The following is a 16048-nucleotide window of genomic DNA, read 5'->3' as shown; positions in this document are numbered from 1 at the left end:
AACAGGAAGCAGTATGAGTTTTCACCTTACCCCGGCCACGCCCGAGGGGCTGCGTACGCGGCTTTTTCATATCATCTTCGAGTCGGATACGCCGGCGGCCAAGGGCTTCGATATCGCCTTGATCGTGATGATCCTCGCGAGTGTGGCGATCATTCTCTTGGGCAGCGTGGAGTCCTACGCCCAGCGCTTTGGTGAGATTTTCACGATCATCGAGTGGACCTTCACCGTGCTCTTCACCATCGAGCTCGGCGTGCGTATCTACTGCTTAGAGCGCCCGACGCTCTATCTGAGAAGTTTCTACGGGGTGGTCGATTTGCTGGCAATTCTGCCCGCTTGGCTGATGCTGCTCTTCCCCGGCGCCCATGGGCTTATCATCATCCGTATTCTGCGGGTGCTGCGAATATTTCGGATTCTACGGCTCATGGAGTTCGTCGGTGAGGGGCGCTTGCTGCTCGAAGCGCTGCGCCGCAGCGTGCGCCAAATATTGCTGTTCTTCTGCAGCATCTTGATGGTGGTGACGCTATTCGCCTCCCTGATGTACACCATCGAATCGGATGAGTCCGGCTTTACCAGCATTCCCATCTCGATCTACTGGGCCATCGTCAGCATGACCACGGTGGGCTATGGCGATATCGTTCCCGCCACCCCGCTGGGCAAGGGCGTCACCGTGATTCTGATGCTGGTCGGCTACTCGATTATCGCCGTGCCTACGGGAATCTTCTCAGCCCAGGTGATTCGCTCGCTGCGCGAGGACCGCTACTCCGAAGAGGCCTGCCCCGGCTGCGGGCACGACCGCCACGAGCGTCGCGCCCGCTACTGCTTGATTTGCGGTACCTGGCTGGATGAGGACAGCGAAGACCCGCGTAAGGAAGAAGAAGCCAAAGAGATAGAGAAAGAGCTGGAAAAAGAACGGGAAAAAGAGCGAGAAAGAGACGCTCAAGCCGGTAAGGAGGAAGCAAGCGAGGCGCCCCGCCAGGACGCCTCGGATTCGGCTGATAGCGACCAGGGCGATAAGGATGAGAAAGCGCCCTAATCACTCAGCCTTGCCGTTTATACCTCACTCGCGAAAGGGGGCGACATCGCCGCGCCCTTCGCGCACTACTACCGGCGGCAGCTCACGCAGATCGATCACGCTGGTGGGGTCGAGATGGCAGGCGCCGCCGTCGATGATCAGATCCAGATGGGCGCCGAAGCGCTCGCGAATCTCTTCGGGGTCGCTCATCGGTAGCGCCTCGCCAACGGGGATTAGCGTCACGCTCATCAAGGGCTCGCCCAGCGCCTGAAGCAGCGCATAGGTGATTCGGTGATCGGGCACGCGCACGCCAATCGAGCGGCGCTTGGGGTGCAGCAGCAGGCGCGGCACTTCCGTCGTGGCGTTGAGAATGAAGGTGTAGGCCCCCGGCGTATGCGCCTTGAGCAGACGAAACACGGCGTTATCCACCTTAGCGTAGGTACCGATCTCGGACAGATCGGAGCACACCAGGGTAAAGTTGTGCTTGTCATCCAGCGAGCGCAGCCATTTGATCTTCTCGATCGCCTTTTTCTCGCCCAGGTGGCACCCCAGGGCGTACCCCGAGTCGGTTGGATAGGCGATGACGCCTCCCTTGCGAATCAGAGCGACGGCCTGATCGATCAGGCGCTTTTGCGGGGTTTCGGGGTGAATCTGAAAGTACTGGCTCATGGAGGGCTCCTTACTCATGGGCGCCTTATGTAATCGGCGCCTGGCTCGATGCTCTCTTTAAGCGTAGCCGATGGCGCGCCGGGTGCCCGCGTGGCAGCGCTTCATTCAACGCCTAGAAGCCCCGGTGGCGCCGCAACCATATGGGCAAGGCGTGGATGCTGCCAGATGGGGCGCGCGGCCGTACGCGGCACCGTGCTAAAGCTGCCGGGCGCGGCGTGGCTGCCTGGGAAGTGGAAGTCGCTGCCTACCGAGGCGTAGAGTTCGCGCTCGGCGAGTTGGCGCGCCAAGTCGCGGGTGACGTCGGGATTTTGCTGCCCGCTGACGAGTTCAGCCCCCTGGCCACCTGCGGCCATGAAATCGTCCAGCAGCATGCCACGCTTACGCCGCGTCAAGCCGTGGCGCAGCGGATGCGCGACCACGGCAACGCCGCCCGAGGCCACTACCCACGCGGTCGCCTCGCTCAAGCTTGGCCAGTGCATCTTGACGTCGCCCTTCTTGCCGCTGCCCAGATAGCGCTTGAAGGCCGTGGCCCAATCGGGCACGAGGCCGTCGGCGACCAAGGCCCGAGCGAAGTCGGGGCGGCCTAGCGGGCGATCGCTCCCCGCCTGGGCGCGGGCCTTGGCCAGGGCATCGACGAGCCCGGCTTTCTCCAACCGTTCGGCAATCACCTCGGCGCGCTTGACCCGCGCGGCGTGCTGGTGATTCAGCCCTTCGACGAGTGCACCGCGCAGTCCACCGGGCATCAGCGCCACCATGTGGATACTCACGCCGCGCCACTGGGTAGAGAGTTCGCACCCGGCCACCAAGCAGAGCCCCTCGGCCTGCGCCGCCACCCCTGCCTCCTCGATGCCCGCCATGGTGTCATGATCGGTCAGGGCGATATGCGAAAGGCCCCGCTGGGCAGATAGCGCCACCAGTTCGGTAGGCGAGAGCGCTCCATCCGAAGCCGTGGAGTGCATATGCAGATCGACGCTGTAGCGGCGATCTTCGTAGAACGTTGGTGGCAGTAGGGGCATGGGCACATGACGCCATCGGGCGAGTTTGTCAGAATAGCCGCAGGGCTGATCCAAGAGCACGGACGCGAATAACAAAGCGATGGCCGCTTGCGCCAACGAGGTCTCTTGGATAGGCCTGCACGGATAGCGCGCCATGGTGCGCGCTTACGCCGGTGCGGTCAATCGAACGCGCATTAGCGCGTGCCGCTTACTCAACGTCTTGCCTGCTCAGGAGTCTTGCCCATGCTGTACGCCATCATCAGCGAAGACGTCGCCGATAGCCTCGAGCGCCGCCTGGCCGCTCGCCCCGATCACCTGGTACGTCTGGAAGCGCTGCGCGACGAAGGGCGCTTGGTACTGGCGGGCCCTCACCCCGCCATCGACAGCGAAAACCCAGGCGATGCCGGGTTTAGCGGTAGCCTCGTAGTGGCCGAATTCGATGGCTTGGAGGAGGCACAGCGCTGGGCCGATGCCGACCCTTACGTCATCGCCGGGGTCTACGCCCAGGTCACGGTAAAGCCGTTCAAGAAAGTATTGCCTTGACCGTTTTGCCCCGATATGTAGCGCCCGCTGTGTTTTTCACAGAGCCTGTGGAAAACTCTGTGAAAACCCGGCGGACGCTTTGCGCTAAGCGAGAAGCAGCGCCCCTGTCGTTGAATCGTTCATTTTTTGATCACCTCGTTTCACTCATCGGAATGCCCGCGTGACTCACTCCCGCGCCCTGTCGCGTTTTGCCCCACTGCCGCCGTTAACCGCCCTCTCCGCCCCCACACTTTCGTGGAACGAGGCCGCCCCCCACTCGGACGCCTTTGGCGACGTGTATTTCTCTCGCGAAGATGGTCGCGCCGAGACCGAACACGTGTTCTTGAACGCCAACCGCCTCCCCGAGCGCTTCACCGCCTGGCCCACGGGGCGGCCGTTCGTGGTCGGTGAGACCGGCTTTGGTACCGGGCTCAACATGCTCTGCGCCTGGACTTGCTTCGAGGCGCACGCAGCTCCCGGTGCGCGGCTGCATCTGGTCTCGACGGAGAAGTTTCCACTGCCGCGCGAAGCGCTGGCACGCGCGCTTGGCGCCTGGCCATCGCTTTCCCGGGAGGCCACACGGCTGCTGGCGCTTTGGCCCGAGGCGGTGAGTGGTATCCACCGCCTGCAGCTGACGGATCGCGTCACGCTCGATCTGCATTTTGGCGATACCACCGAGCGGCTAGGCGCGCTCGATGGGCAGGTGGACGCCTGGTTTCTCGATGGTTTCGCCCCCTCCAAGAATCCGCAAATGTGGAGCCCTGAGCTTTTTGCCGCCATGGCGGCACGCTCGCGCCCAGGGGCGACCTTCGCTACCTTCACCTGCGCTGGCATCGTCAAGCGCGGGCTCAAGGCCGCCGGGTTCGCCTGGCGCAAGGTACCGGGGTTTGGGCGCAAGCGAGAAATGCTCGCCGGCGAGATACTCATTCCACCGGAGGACGACCGCCGCGCTGCCACGCCTTGGTTCACTCCCCCGCCAGCGCGCACGGCCAAGCGCGCGCTAGTCATCGGCGCGGGCATTGCCGGTGCAAGCGTCGCCCAGGCGCTGGCCCGTCGCGGCATCGAGGTCGAGGTAATCGAACGTGATGCTCCAGGTGCAGGCGGCTCGGGTAACCGTCAGGGCGCGCTTTACGTCAAGCTCGCCGCTGAGACCAACGACCAGAGTCGGGTCTATCTGGCGGGCTTGCTCTACAGCCAGCGCTGGCTGAACGACCTCGCGCCTGAAAAAGGCCTCTGGTCGCCCTGCGGCGTGCATCAGCGCGCCCTCGATGCCAAAGAACAGCGCCGCCAGCAGCGCTTCATCGAGCATCACCCGTTGCCCACGGCAGTCGTTGCACCGGGTAACGGCGAGCTCCATTATCCACAGGCAGGCTGGGTGCGCCCGAAAGCGCTCTGCGACCACCTGCTGGATACGCCGGGTATCCGCTTGATTCACGGCACGGCGGTCGCGCTAGACCGGGCAAACGATGGCTGGCGGGTAATGCTCGAAGGGGGTCGCGTGCATGAAGCCGATCACGTCATCATCGCAAGCGCGCATCTGGCCAACGGTTTTGCCCAGACGCAGACGTTGCCGCTTCAGCCGGTGCGCGGCCAAATCAGCGAGGTGGGGTTACCAAGCGGCGTGAAAGGCCCAGACGCAGTGATCTGCGCGGGAGGCTACGTGGCCCCGGCGCTCGAAGGCGTGCTGACCTTCGGCGCCAGCTTTATCCCCAACGTGACCGACCTCGCCGTTAGCCAAAACGAGCACCAGGGTAATATCGAGGAGCTAAAGCAGATGCTGCCCGAACTCGTCGCCGAGCTCGACGCCAAGGAAGCATTGGCGCAGCTTGGGGGGCGCGTCGCGATTCGCGCCGCCAGCCCCGACAAGACGCCCTACGCGGGCCCAGTACCCGATGCCGAGGCGTGGAAGAAGGCGTATGCCGTGCTGAGTAAAGACGCCACGCGTATTCCGACGCAGGCGGGCGCACACCATGCGGGGTTGTGGATAACCGCCGCGCACGGCTCCAGAGGGCTTGCCAGCGCACCGCTCTGCGCTGAGGTGATCGCCTCACGCCTGTGCGACGAGCCCATGCCGCTGGAGGGTGCGCTCATCGATCACCTTCACCCCGGGCGACGACTGATCAGCGCGCTCAAACGCGCTCAGTAGTCGCCCTCCTCCTCGTCATCGGCGAGGTCGCGACCGAAAGCGCGCCACTGCTGAAGCGTCATCACTTCGGTCATTTCGAGCTCGAGGTCGTGAGCGATGAGCAGTTCGCCGCGCTCGAGCTGTCGCTTGAGCTCGCTCACCCAGCCACGCATGCCATCGCCGGTGTCGGTAGTGTCGTAGCCCTGGCGGGTAACGAAAGTTTCGAGCAGCGCATCCAACGTCTCTGGCGGCAGCATGCGCGCGGGCACTTCGATGAAACGGCTCATGCGTCTCCCTCCCACTCGGCCAGACGCGCAACGAACGTGGCCTCGTCGATCACTTCGACGCCGAGCGCCTCGGCCTTGGTGAGTTTACTACCGGCGGCTTCGCCCGCTACCACGCAGGCCGTCTTCTTAGAGACGCTGCCCGAGACCTTGGCCCCCAGCGCCTGCAAGCGCGCCTTGCCCTCGTCGCGGGTCATACCCTCGAGGGTGCCGGTAAGCACCCAGGTTTGCCCCGCAAGCGGCGTTGGGCCCTGTACGACCTGGGTCTCCTGCCACTTGACGCCCGCCTCGATGAGCGCCTGGATCGTTGCCTGATTGTGCGCCTGGCGAAAGAACGTATGCACGTGTGCCGCGACCACGGGGCCCACATCGTTGACCGCTTCGAGTGCGGCTTGATCGGCCGCCTGTAGCGCTTCGAGCGTACCGAAATGGGCAGCCAAGTTGGCAGCCGTCGCCTCGCCTACCTCGCGGATACCCAGCGCGTAGACGAAGCGCGCAAGCGTCGTCGATTTGGCCTGGTTTAGTGCCGCAACCAGGTTAGCCGCCGATTTTTCGCCCATACGCGGCAGGGTTTGGAGCGTTTCGGCCTCAAGGTGAAAGAGGTCCGCTGGGGTTTTCACCCAGTCACGCTCGACCAATTGGTCGATCAGTTTTTGCCCCAAGCCATCAATGTCCATCGCCTTGCGGCTGGCGAAGTGCTTGAGCGCCTCTTTGCGCTGCGCCGGGCAGAAGAGCCCGCCGGAGCAGCGCGCCACCGCTTCGCCCTCAAGGCGTTCGATCTCCGAGCCGCAGGCCGGGCAGGCGGTAGGAAAGACGATAGGCTTGGCGCTCTTGGGTCGTTTCGTTTCATCGACGCGCACCACCTGGGGAATGACGTCACCTGCGCGGCGAATCGCCACGGTGTCGCCGATCATCACGCCCAAGCGCTCGATTTCATCGGCGTTGTGCAACGTCGCGTTGGATACGGTGACTCCCGCAACGCTAACTGGCGCCAGCCGCGCAACCGGCGTAATGGCGCCCGTGCGGCCCACCTGGAACTCGACGTCATCTAGCGTCGTGACCTCCTCCTGGGCGGGGAACTTGTACGCCACCGCCCAACGCGGCGCCCGGGCAACGAAGCCGAGTTCACGCTGTAGGCGCAGATCGTTGACCTTGATCACCACGCCATCGATATCGAATCCCAACCCAAGGCGCTTCTCGCCCAGCGCTTCGCAGTAGTCGGCCAGCGCCTCGGCGCCGGTGACTACTTTGAGCTCGGCGCCTACCTTGAAGCCGAGCGCGGCCATGCGCTGCATCAACGCGCTGTGAGTGGTATCGCCCAGATCCGGCTCGAGCCTTGCCGCTTGATAGGCGTGAAACTCCAGCGGACGCTTGGCCGTCACCTTGGGATCGAGCTGGCGCAGGCTGCCTGCGGCGGCGTTGCGCGGGTTGGCAAATACCTTACTGCCCTCTTCGCGGGCACGCTCGTTGAGCGCTTCGAAGCCTGAATGGCGCATGATCACTTCGCCGCGCACTTCGAGAAGCGCAGGCGCTTGGCTGCCGCGAAGCTTCAACGGCACCGAACGCAGCGTGCGCAGGTTGGAGGTAATGCCCTCGCCGGTGCGGCCATCGCCGCGCGTGGCGCCGCTGACCAATACGCCCTGTTCGTAGACCAGCGACACCGCCGCACCGTCGAGTTTGGGCTCGCAGGTGAATTCGATCTCGTCTGCCGCGCACTCCAGGCGTTCGGCAATGCGCGCGACGAAAGCGATCAGATCGTCGCGGCTAAAGGCGTTATCGAGCGACAGCATGGGGATGGCATGCTCGACGGCGGGAAAGCCATCGTCAGGCGCAGCACCTACGCGCTGGGTGGGAGAATCCGGCGTGATCAGCTCGGGGGCTTCGGCTTCCAACGCTTTGAGGCGCTGCAGGCGACGATCGTAATCGGCGTCGGTGAGCGCCGGGTCGTCAAGCACGTAGTAGCGGTAGTTGGCATCCTCGAGCTCGGCGCGAAGCGTGGTGATCTCTTCCACCAGTCGGGGGTCATGCTGGCTCATCGAAACGGATTTCCTGAAACAGAGGCAAAAGTAAGCGCTAAAAGTAGGCGAAGGCTAAGCCATACGATAGTGATCAAGATAGCGCTATTGAACAAAAAAACCCGCCTTCGGGGAAGAAGGCGGGTCTTGGGGAGCGGCTAAACGCCTAGTGCGCGTGCATATGGCGCTGCAACCGGTTGCGCCGTTCGAACTCGTGCACGCGCTGGCGGGCAAACTCGATGGTTTGAGCGGTCATCACGCTGCGGTGTTCGTCCTTGAGCTCGCCGCCCATGTGGCGCACCACCACCATGGCCGTCTCGACCATGGCTTCGAAAGCGGCGGAGCTGTCGATAGCGCCCGGCAGCGGCATCAGGAACGTAATCCCTGGGGTAGTGAACTCGCCCATCTCCTCGATGGGGAAAGTACCCGGCTTGACCACGTTGAGCATGGAGAACTGCAGTTCGCTCTCGGCGCTTTCGGTCTCGAACCGGTGGAAGATCCCCATGGCGCTGCTGTAGCGCAGTCCACAAGCCATGATGAGTTCAAGTAGCTTACTGCCATCAAAGCCTTCTTCATCACGGGCCAATACGCTAATGACGATGACTTCGTCGGCGCTGCTCAGGACCTCTTTGGCATGCTCACCGCAAACGTCGTGACGCAGCGCTTTGGCAAGCGTCGGATGCGTGCTGACGTTCGCACGCGGCGGTTCGGCGGCATAAGCAGGTGCTTCATCGATGCCTGCATCAGCATAATCATCGCCGTAAGCGTCATCGGCGTAAGCGTCATCGGCGTAAGCGTCATCGGCGTAGCCAGCAGCCACGTCATCGCTCGCGCCGTACCCGTTTTGAGCCCCGCTTTGAGCGTAGCGCGGCGCCTCGATACCGTCATCATAATAGCTTGCCGACTCGGAGTAGCCGCGTGTGGGCAGTTCGTCGTCGATGTATCCCAGATCCGGGGCGCCTCGGGTAGAAGAGCGCGAGGTAGCGAGACGCTCGGCGTTGGCTACCGCCGCGGCAGCTTCGCGGGCTTCGGCCTGCTCTTGGGCGATGCGGGCGCGCTCGGCAGCGGCGGCCTCTTTGGCCTCGCGGCGCTGCTCGGCTTCAAGCGCCTTGCGTTCGGCCTTCTGCTTGGCCAATACAGCGGCGCGCTCGGCTTTCTCCTTTTTCTTGCGTTTGCGCTCTTCACGACGATCGGCCATGCGCTGCTTAAAGGAGCGACCGATACCTTCGAAGTCGACCAGACGATACTCGTCGTCGCTGTACTCACCGACGGTCGCATCGCGCAGCTTACGCCGCTTGGGTGCATCGCCAGTGACGAACACGGCGTCTTCTGGTTCGGCGCGCAGCACGGCAAGACCATCGTCTTCGGCTTTCTCGGCGCTGGCTTTTTCCGTAGCCGCTAGCGTGGGCGCAGTCTCCTCAGCCGTCGCGCTTGCACTAACGGTGGGTTCGGTAACGGCGCTGGACAGCGTCGGTTCGCGCTTCTCTTCGGCCACTTCGGCTTTGGCCGACGACTCTTTAACGGCCGATGAGTTAACGGCCGATGAGTTAACGGCCGACGAGGCTTGTGCCTCGGAGGTGGCCGTTTTCTCAGAAGGACTGTCTTGGCGCTGCGCCAAGGCATCTTGCGCAGGCTCAACAGACGCTTGCTCTGTCGGTTGTTGCACGGCCTCAATCGCAGTTGCTTTCGTATCTGCAGCCGCTACAGCCGTGGGCACTTCGGCGCGCTCAAGCCCAGACTCTGAGGACTTAGCTTCTGAAGACTTAGCTTCTGGGGACTTAAGTTCTGGGGACTTAAGTGCTGAAGACTCAGTTTCTGATGCCTTGGGCTCCAAGGTCTTAGCTATTGAGGGCTTGGAGGTTAACGAGTCAGCAGCTAACGACGACTCAGCGGCCAGCCCAGGCTCGACGCGGCTAGGCGTCTTGCGCGTCGAACCGGCAGCGGTGGCGGCTGCCGGTTTCGCGGAAGGGGTAGATTTGGCGTAAGCGGGAGCGCTTTGCTCGCTGCGACTCCAGCGCGAACTCACCGAGCGGCGGAACTCTGAGAGCACCTTGCTCGCACCGGGGTGCTCCTGACGTTCGAGCTTGGGCTTTTTACCCAGAGCGCTGTAATCGGCAGGCTTGACCACGCGAGCACCACCGTTGGGCAACTCCCAGTTGACCTCGGCTTCACGCGCTTGGTCATCTAGCTCGCTTGGTTTGACCGTAAGCTTATCTTTCTCTGCTTGATCAAGCCGAGGGACACGACGTTGGCGCTGAAGACGGCGTACACCGTCGATCACGATGAGCGATACTAGCGCCAAACCCAGAATAATTAGCCACTCTCTCAATTCCATGTCGTACGTTCCATGGGTCGTCTTGCCGATTACGTGAGCCTCGCAGGGGTACAAAGCCTGCAAATTTAGATTGCCTGACTCTTAGCATAACGCGATTGCTAGGAAAAGAGCCACATTTTGCTTATTTTCGCGCATTAACGCGCTTTTTTTCTACTTGACCAGCTTGGGCTGACCGCTAACTAGAGTAAAAGTGCCCCACTCAACATAAAAAATTCAAAAATTGTCGCTACAAATGTAAAAATAGCGAAGGCCTACGGTTCTTCAACGATTTTTTTGACATTGGCACACTTTTTATCGTTTTCCTCTCCAAGCCTTGTCCAAAACGCTTCGGCAAAAGGGCTCAACGCTTCCTGGGATCGGGTGAGATGGACCTCTACCTCTATGGGCGCAAGGCCAGCCTCTGCGACCACCAAACGCCCATCGGCAAGCTCTTGTTCGGCAAGACTTTTTGGCAGCCACGCTAAGCCCTTGTTCTCTAGCACCATCGACATCAAAACGGCGGCCAAATGGCTCTCGAAGCGCACTGGCGGCAGTGCCGCTGCGGCGTTTTTAGCCAGTAGATGCGTATTGATGATTCTTCCCAGCCCCGACGCCTCGGTGTAGGCCAAATAGGCCGTTATCGGGGTATTTTCGAGCCCTGCACCGATCAAGGGCAGCAGCACGTCTTGACCAATTTTCTGACTGACGAAGCGCGCACCGTCATTGGTGCTCGTTTGCATCGCTGGGTATCGCCCTTGCGTCTGCATGGGATCGACATGGCTAAGCATGAACGCTACCTGCCCCTCTTCTAGCATCCGCTCGCAAACCGTCATGCTGTCCGAGTGAAGCTGGATGGCTTCGATGGGGGCTCCCTGCTCCTGTTGGCGTATCCAGCGCGGGAAGAAGGTGAAAGAGAGCGAATGGGTGGCAGCAAAAGGCAGCGTGCGAGCCGCCTTTCCCGCCACCGCTCGAGCGTCCTGGCGTAAACGATATAGGCGATTGACGGCCTCCGCCGCGTGCAGGCGCATCTGTTCACCGGCAGGCGTTAGCCGCGTGCCTAAAGGCGTGCGACAGAACAGTTCGACGTCCATCCAGCGCTCCAGGGCGCGAATGCGACGGCTAAAAGCGGGTTGGGTGATGTGCCGCGCCTCAGCGGCGCGCACGAAGCTGCCGTGTTCGGCCAGGGCGAGAAAATCTTCCAACCAGACTAACTCCATCGCAGGGCTCCCTTACGTACAAAATACAGCAATGCCGTTTCGGCATATCCTGCCCAGTTAATAGCATTGGTAGGGGGGCGCTGGCGAGTCGTAAGGTGACATCATCCTCTTCACGCTCAGGAGCATGTCCATGCGTATCGTCGATATCCGCGAAAAAACCGTTTCCATCGCCTCGCCCATTGCCAACGCCTACATCGATTTCTCCAAGATGACCTGCTCGGTAGTCGCCGTAGTGACCGACGTCATTCGTGACGGCAAGCCGGTCATCGGCTACGGCTTCAACTCCAATGGCCGCTACGGCCAGGGCGCGCTAATGCGCGACCGCTTCATCGACCGGGTGCTGGAAGCCAAGCCCGATACCCTGATCGATGCCGAGCACGACAATCTCGATCCTTTCGCCATCTGGAAAACGTTGATGACCAACGAAAAACCCGGTGGTCACGGCGAGCGTTCGGTGGCCGTAGGCACCATCGACATGGCGGTATGGGACGCGGTCGCCAAGATCGAAGGCAAACCGCTCTATCGCCTGTTGGCCGAGCGCTATCGCGATGGTCAGGCTGATGACAAGATCTGGGTCTATGCCGCCGGTGGCTATTACTACCCCGGCAAGGACCACGCCAAACTTCAAGACGAGATGCGCGGCTACCTGGACCGCGGCTACGACGTGGTCAAGATGAAGATCGGCGCCGCGCCGCTTGACGAAGACCTCCGCCGCATCGAGGCCGTGCTCGAGGTAGTGGGTAGCGGTAAACGCCTGGCCGTGGACGCTAACGGCCGCTTCGACCAGCAGACGGCCATTGCCTATGCCGAAGCGCTCAAGCCCTACGGCCTTTTCTGGTACGAAGAAGCAGGCGATCCGCTGGACTACGCCCTGCAGGCAGAGCTTGCCAACCATTACGATCTGCCCATGGCCACGGGCGAGAACCTGTTCTCTCACCAGGATGCGCGCAACCTGCTGCGCCACGGCGGTATGCGGGCCGACCGCGACTACCTGCAATTCGACTGCGCGCTCTCCTATGGACTGGTCGAGTACATGCGTACGCTCGAGGTGATGAAGGAGCTTGGCTGGTCGAGCCGTCGCGTGGTGCCCCACGGCGGCCACCAGATGTCGCTGAACATTGCCGCGGGCCTACACCTCGGCGGTAACGAATCCTACCCGGACGTGTTCCAACCCTTTGGCGGCTTTGCCGACGGCATCCAGGTCGAAAACGGCTACGTGGGTCTCCCGGACGTGCCGGGCGTGGGCTTCGAAGCCAAGGCCGCGCTTTATAAGGTGATGCGCGAACTGGCAGAGTAACGTTAGTCTGAAAACGCAAACGCCAACATAGCGAAGGGCAGCTCTTAAAGGGCCGCCCTTCGCTTTTTCTCTAATAGCTCTTTTTATAGCCTATCCCTACTCAGCGAGAGCAGCGGCCTCGTCGACCCCGACCGACACCAAGCGCGAGACGCCCGGCTCCTGCATGGTCACCCCCATCAAGCGGTCGGCCGCCTCCATGGCGATCTTGTTGTGGGTGATGTAGATGAACTGAACGTTTTCCGACATCTCCTTGACCAGCTTGGCGTAGCGCCCGACGTTGGCATCGTCCAAGGGCGCATCGACCTCATCCAGCATGCAAAAAGGCGCTGGGTTGAGCTGGAAGATGGAGAACACCAGCGATAGCGCCGTAAGGGCCTTTTCGCCCCCCGAGAGCAGGTGGATGGTGCTGTTCTTCTTGCCTGGCGGGCGCGCCATGATGGCCACCCCGGTTTCGAGCAGATCGTCGCCGGTGAGCGTCAGCCAAGCCGCCCCGCCGCCGAACACGCGCGGGAAGAGCGCCTGCAACCCCGCGTTGACCTGATCGAAGGTTTCGCGAAAGCGCACCCGCGTCTCCTGATCGATGCGCCGAATCGCCCGTTCTAGGGTATCCAGCGCCTCGCTCAACTCGGCGTGCTGCGCTTCCAAATAGTTACGCCGCTCGGCCTGCTGGTCGTACTCCTCGATGGCGGCGAGGTTGATCGCCCCTAAGCGGCGAATTTTTTCCGTGGTGCTTTCGAGGCGCTGCTGCCAGGCGCTCTCCTCGGCGTCCTCGGCGAGCTGCTGGGTAAGCGAGGCCACATCGTGGCCAAGCTCCGCCAGCTGTTCGTCCTGGGTTTGGGCCTTGAGCGACAGCGCTTGTACCTCCATGCGTCGCTGTTGCAGCTGCTCGCGGCTCTGTTCGAGGTTGCGCTCGTGACTCTGACGCGCGAGCTCGTCGTTGCGCAACTGCTCGGCCAGGGCCTGCGCCTGCTGGCGCGTTTCGTTCAGGCGCTGCTCTTGGCGCTCGCGTACGTCGAGCAGCTCTTCGAGCTCCTCACCGGCCAGTTCGTCGGGTTCGAGCAGGGTTTCGCGGGCCTCTTCGAGCTCGGCTATGCGTAGGGTCAAACGCTCTTCGCTATCGCGGCTGCGCGCCTGCTGGGCGTGCAGGCTCGTATGCTCGGCGTTGAGGCGTTCGCGCTCCAGCGCCAGCGCCTGCTGCTGAGCTTTTAGCGGCGCGTGTTGGCGGGTCAGGGCCTCGCGCTTTTCGCGCTGCTGGGCGCGCGCTTCACTCGCCCGCTCGCGCTCCTCGGCACCGGTTTCCAGACGCTCCATGGCGGTGTGCCAGCGGGCGCGCTGCTCCTCCAGGGTGAGCGCGAGCGTTGCCTCCTCTTCGGCGAGATTCGCAAGCTCTTCGTCTAGCTCATCGGCCCGCCCCGCCAGGTGCTCAAGACGCTGGGCCAGGCTGCGCTCTTTGAGCGCCAACTGCTGCAGGGTCTGGGCGTGGTCGCGCTCCTCTTGATCCTGGCGTTCACGCTGACTCTCCAAGGCCTCGAGCTGCTCGGCGGCTGCCGCGCAGGCAAGTTCGCACTCTTCCAGAGCGGCGTCATCGGTCGCAAGCTCGGCCTCGAGTGCGGCAAAGCGCTGGCGCGTCACCAGCAGCGCATCGAGGCCTTCGCCGCTGGCCTGCTGGCTCAGCCAGCCCTGCCCGCGCCAGATTCCCTCGCGGCTGATCACGCTCTCGCCGGGAGCGAGTGATGCGACCAAGGCCTCGGCTTCAGAATCGTTTGCGGCCACGTGAACGGTGGCAAGCCAGGCGCTTAACGCCCCGGCGCCATGGATCTTTGAGCTCAGGCGCTTGTCATCGGCCTCAACGTCGCTGCGCGCTTCGATCAGGCGCCAGTCGGTCGCCAATGCCTCGGGCAGCGCTGCGAGCGCCTGCGGGGCGACCAACCGCGCGTTTAGCCAGGGCGCGAGCAGCCAGGAAGCGACGCTCTCCCATCCCGGCGCAACCGTCAGCGCCTCGCCAAGGCGCGGCGCCTGCGCGATACCCTGCGCACGCAGCGCATCACTAGTGGCAGGGTCGTGATCGGCCAGCGCGGCGTCGATCAGCGCCTGAAGCGAGGCGAGTTCGCCCTGGCGCTGGCTGATCTCGGCGCGGCGGGCATCACGGCGCTGTAGTGCTTGCTGCTGGGCAGTGCGCGCCTCGGCGTACGCCTGCTGCCACTGCTGGCGAGCGTCAGCGAAGCCTTCGGCGCGTTCGTTGGCCGCCTCCCAGTTCGCTTGGCTTTCGGCGTGTTCGGCGCGCAGCGCGGTCAAATCGGCGAGATCGCCGCGCTGCTGGCGTCGCCGCGTTACCTCGCCCTGCAGGCGCGTGATGCGCTGCTCGATGTCGCGCAACTGATCCTGGCTGCGATCGGCGTCGCGGCTGGCATCGCGCCAGCGGTTCTCGGCATCGCTCCAGGCCTGCTCGGCGGCTTCCAACGCAGGTGCAGCGTCGGCCAGCGCGTGTTCGAGTTCATCGAGTTGCTCTTCCAACGCCTCGTGTTCGGGAACGAGCTCCTCGAGACGCGCAGCGATCTGCTCGAAGCGTTCGCTGTCGCCCTCGCTGACCTGGCGCTGCTCGGCTAGATCGCGCCGGGCGGTCTCGATGTCGTTGGCCAGCTGCGCCTGACGGCTCTTGCGGTGGGCTTGATCCTGCTCTAAGCGGGCGATGCGCGTGGTGGTCTCGAAGAACTGCTGCTGCTGCTTTTCCAGCGTTTCGGCGAGGCCATCGTGCTGCTCGCGGGCCTGTTCCAGACGCGTTTCACACTGGCGAACGCCAAAGACGTCCTTCTCGACGGCGATCTCCAGCTCGCGCACGCGACTCTCTTGGTGGGTCTGCTCGGCGCGCAGCGCCTGTCCGCGCAGCAGAGCAAGCTCGCCTTTCAAGCGGTACTCCTGCTGCTTGAGTTCCTGGTAGCGCTTGGCCGCTTCGGCCTGGCGCTTCAAGCGTTCGAGCTGCTTATCGAGCTCCTCGCGAATGTCATCCAGGCGCTCCAGGTTCTCCTGGGTGCGGCGCATGCGGTTTTCGGTCTCGCGGCGGCGCTCCTTGTACTTGGAGATGCCCGCGGCCTCTTCCAGCGTGGCACGTAGGTCGTCCGGGCGCGCTTCGATCAGCCGCGAAATCATGCCCTGGCCGATGATGGCGTAGGAGCGCGGGCCTAGGCCTGTGCCCATGAACAGGTCGGCGATGTCGCGGCGGCGGCATTTCTGACCGTTGAAGAAGTAATTCGACTGGCCGTCGCGGGTCACCAGGCGCTTGACCGCGATCTCGGCGTACTGAGCGTAGGCGCCGCCCATGCCGCCATCGCGGTTGTCGAACTTGAGCTCGATCGACGCCTGGCCTACGGGCTTACGCCCGGTAGAGCCGTTGAAGATGACGTCGGCCATGGACTCACCACGCAACGTCTTGGCCGAAGATTCGCCCATCACCCAGCGCACCGCATCGATGATGTTCGATTTGCCACAGCCGTTGGGCCCGACGATGGCGGTCATATTGCCATCGAAAGGCACCGTGACCGGGTCGACGAAGGACTTGAAACCCACCAGGCGAATCGAGGTCAGGCGCATCGGTTTGGGC

At 62.9% G+C, this 16048-nt stretch carries 11 protein-coding genes; 4 read left to right on the top strand and 7 right to left on the bottom strand.

Going from position 1 to position 16048, the window contains the following annotated elements; all coding sequences use genetic code 11:
• The first annotated feature begins 13 nt into the window (after nt 1–13).
• Nucleotides 14–1033: an ion transporter gene (locus LLY24_RS03865; protein WP_259034965.1), complete on the top strand. Its 1020-nt coding sequence runs from the start codon at nt 14–16 to the stop codon at nt 1031–1033.
• A gap of 24 nt (nt 1034–1057) precedes the next feature.
• Here LLY24_RS03865 and LLY24_RS03860 read toward each other — a convergent pair whose 3' ends face one another.
• Both LLY24_RS03860 and LLY24_RS03855 read right to left on the bottom strand, forming a co-directional pair.
• The gene (locus tag LLY24_RS03860; RefSeq protein ID WP_259034964.1) at nt 1058–1681 is read right to left on the bottom strand and encodes an L-threonylcarbamoyladenylate synthase; all 624 of its coding nucleotides are present in this window, start codon (nt 1679–1681) and stop codon (nt 1058–1060) included.
• Nucleotides 1682–1782: 101 nt separating this feature from the next.
• A complete protein-coding gene (locus LLY24_RS03855; protein WP_259034963.1) occupies nt 1783–2697 on the bottom strand; it encodes a PHP domain-containing protein in 915 nt (304 codons plus the stop codon).
• Between the two features lie 222 nt (nt 2698–2919).
• On the opposite strand from LLY24_RS03855, the gene LLY24_RS03850 reads away from it, so the two are divergent.
• Nucleotides 2920–3219: a YciI family protein gene (locus tag LLY24_RS03850; RefSeq protein WP_259034962.1), complete on the top strand. Its 300-nt coding sequence runs from the start codon at nt 2920–2922 to the stop codon at nt 3217–3219.
• A gap of 160 nt (nt 3220–3379) precedes the next feature.
• Nucleotides 3380–5344, top strand: coding sequence for a bifunctional tRNA (5-methylaminomethyl-2-thiouridine)(34)-methyltransferase MnmC2/FAD-dependent 5-carboxymethylaminomethyl-2-thiouridine(34) oxidoreductase MnmC1 (mnmC, locus tag LLY24_RS03845; protein WP_259034961.1), 1965 nt, complete (start codon nt 3380–3382; stop codon nt 5342–5344).
• Here mnmC and LLY24_RS03840 read toward each other — a convergent pair.
• From LLY24_RS03840 to LLY24_RS03825, 4 genes are all read right to left on the bottom strand, one after another.
• Nucleotides 5338–5610 (bottom strand): YheU family protein, encoded by a 273-nt coding sequence (locus LLY24_RS03840; RefSeq protein ID WP_259034960.1) that lies wholly within the window; start codon nt 5608–5610, stop codon nt 5338–5340. The genes mnmC and LLY24_RS03840 overlap by 7 nt on opposite strands.
• Nucleotides 5607–7643 carry an NAD-dependent DNA ligase LigA gene (gene ligA / locus LLY24_RS03835; RefSeq protein WP_259034959.1) on the bottom strand — a complete coding sequence of 679 codons (2037 nt, stop codon included), beginning with the start codon at nt 7641–7643 and terminating at the stop codon, nt 5607–5609. The genes LLY24_RS03840 and ligA overlap by 4 nt, the downstream gene beginning before the upstream one ends.
• A gap of 145 nt (nt 7644–7788) precedes the next feature.
• Nucleotides 7789–9957 (bottom strand): cell division protein ZipA C-terminal FtsZ-binding domain-containing protein, encoded by a 2169-nt coding sequence (locus tag LLY24_RS03830; protein ID WP_259034958.1) that lies wholly within the window; start codon nt 9955–9957, stop codon nt 7789–7791.
• A gap of 251 nt (nt 9958–10208) precedes the next feature.
• A complete protein-coding gene (locus LLY24_RS03825; RefSeq protein WP_259034957.1) occupies nt 10209–11153 on the bottom strand; it encodes a LysR family transcriptional regulator in 945 nt (314 codons plus the stop codon).
• Nucleotides 11154–11283: 130 nt separating this feature from the next.
• Here LLY24_RS03825 and LLY24_RS03820 point away from each other — a divergent pair, with 130 nt between their 5' ends.
• Nucleotides 11284–12450: a mandelate racemase/muconate lactonizing enzyme family protein gene (locus LLY24_RS03820; protein ID WP_282563378.1), complete on the top strand. Its 1167-nt coding sequence runs from the start codon at nt 11284–11286 to the stop codon at nt 12448–12450.
• A 96-nt stretch (nt 12451–12546) separates the two neighbouring features.
• Here the strand turns inward: LLY24_RS03820 and smc are convergent, their stop codons facing one another.
• Nucleotides 12547–16038 carry a chromosome segregation protein SMC gene (gene smc, locus LLY24_RS03815; protein WP_259034955.1) on the bottom strand — a complete coding sequence of 1164 codons (3492 nt, stop codon included), beginning with the start codon at nt 16036–16038 and terminating at the stop codon, nt 12547–12549.
• Nucleotides 16039–16048: the final 10 nt, after the last annotated feature.

Source organism: Halomonas dongshanensis (assembly GCF_024790395.1).
Taxonomy (GTDB): Bacteria; Pseudomonadota; Gammaproteobacteria; order Pseudomonadales; family Halomonadaceae; genus Vreelandella; species Vreelandella dongshanensis.
The sequence above is the reverse complement of the archived record's forward strand: the minus strand, read 5'-3'. Positions and strand labels throughout refer to the sequence as shown.

Bases quoted from the DNA above. Each gene is read 5' to 3' on its own strand.
- LLY24_RS03865 (WP_259034965.1), top strand. From the start codon at position 14: ATGAGTTTTCACCTTACCCCGGCCACGCCCGAGGGGCTGCGTACGCGG.
- LLY24_RS03860 (WP_259034964.1), bottom strand. From the start codon at position 1,681: ATGAGCCAGTACTTTCAGATTCACCCCGAAACCCCGCAAAAGCGCCTG.
- LLY24_RS03855 (WP_259034963.1), bottom strand. From the start codon at position 2,697: ATGCCCCTACTGCCACCAACGTTCTACGAAGATCGCCGCTACAGCGTC.
- LLY24_RS03850 (WP_259034962.1), top strand. From the start codon at position 2,920: ATGCTGTACGCCATCATCAGCGAAGACGTCGCCGATAGCCTCGAGCGC.
- LLY24_RS03840 (WP_259034960.1), bottom strand. From the start codon at position 5,610: ATGAGCCGTTTCATCGAAGTGCCCGCGCGCATGCTGCCGCCAGAGACG.
- ligA (WP_259034959.1), bottom strand. From the start codon at position 7,643: ATGAGCCAGCATGACCCCCGACTGGTGGAAGAGATCACCACGCTTCGC.
- LLY24_RS03830 (WP_259034958.1), bottom strand. From the start codon at position 9,957: ATGGAATTGAGAGAGTGGCTAATTATTCTGGGTTTGGCGCTAGTATCG.
- LLY24_RS03825 (WP_259034957.1), bottom strand. From the start codon at position 11,153: ATGGAGTTAGTCTGGTTGGAAGATTTTCTCGCCCTGGCCGAACACGGC.
- LLY24_RS03820 (WP_282563378.1), top strand. From the start codon at position 11,284: ATGCGTATCGTCGATATCCGCGAAAAAACCGTTTCCATCGCCTCGCCC.
- smc (WP_259034955.1), bottom strand. From the start codon at position 16,038: ATGCGCCTGACCTCGATTCGCCTGGTGGGTTTCAAGTCCTTCGTCGAC.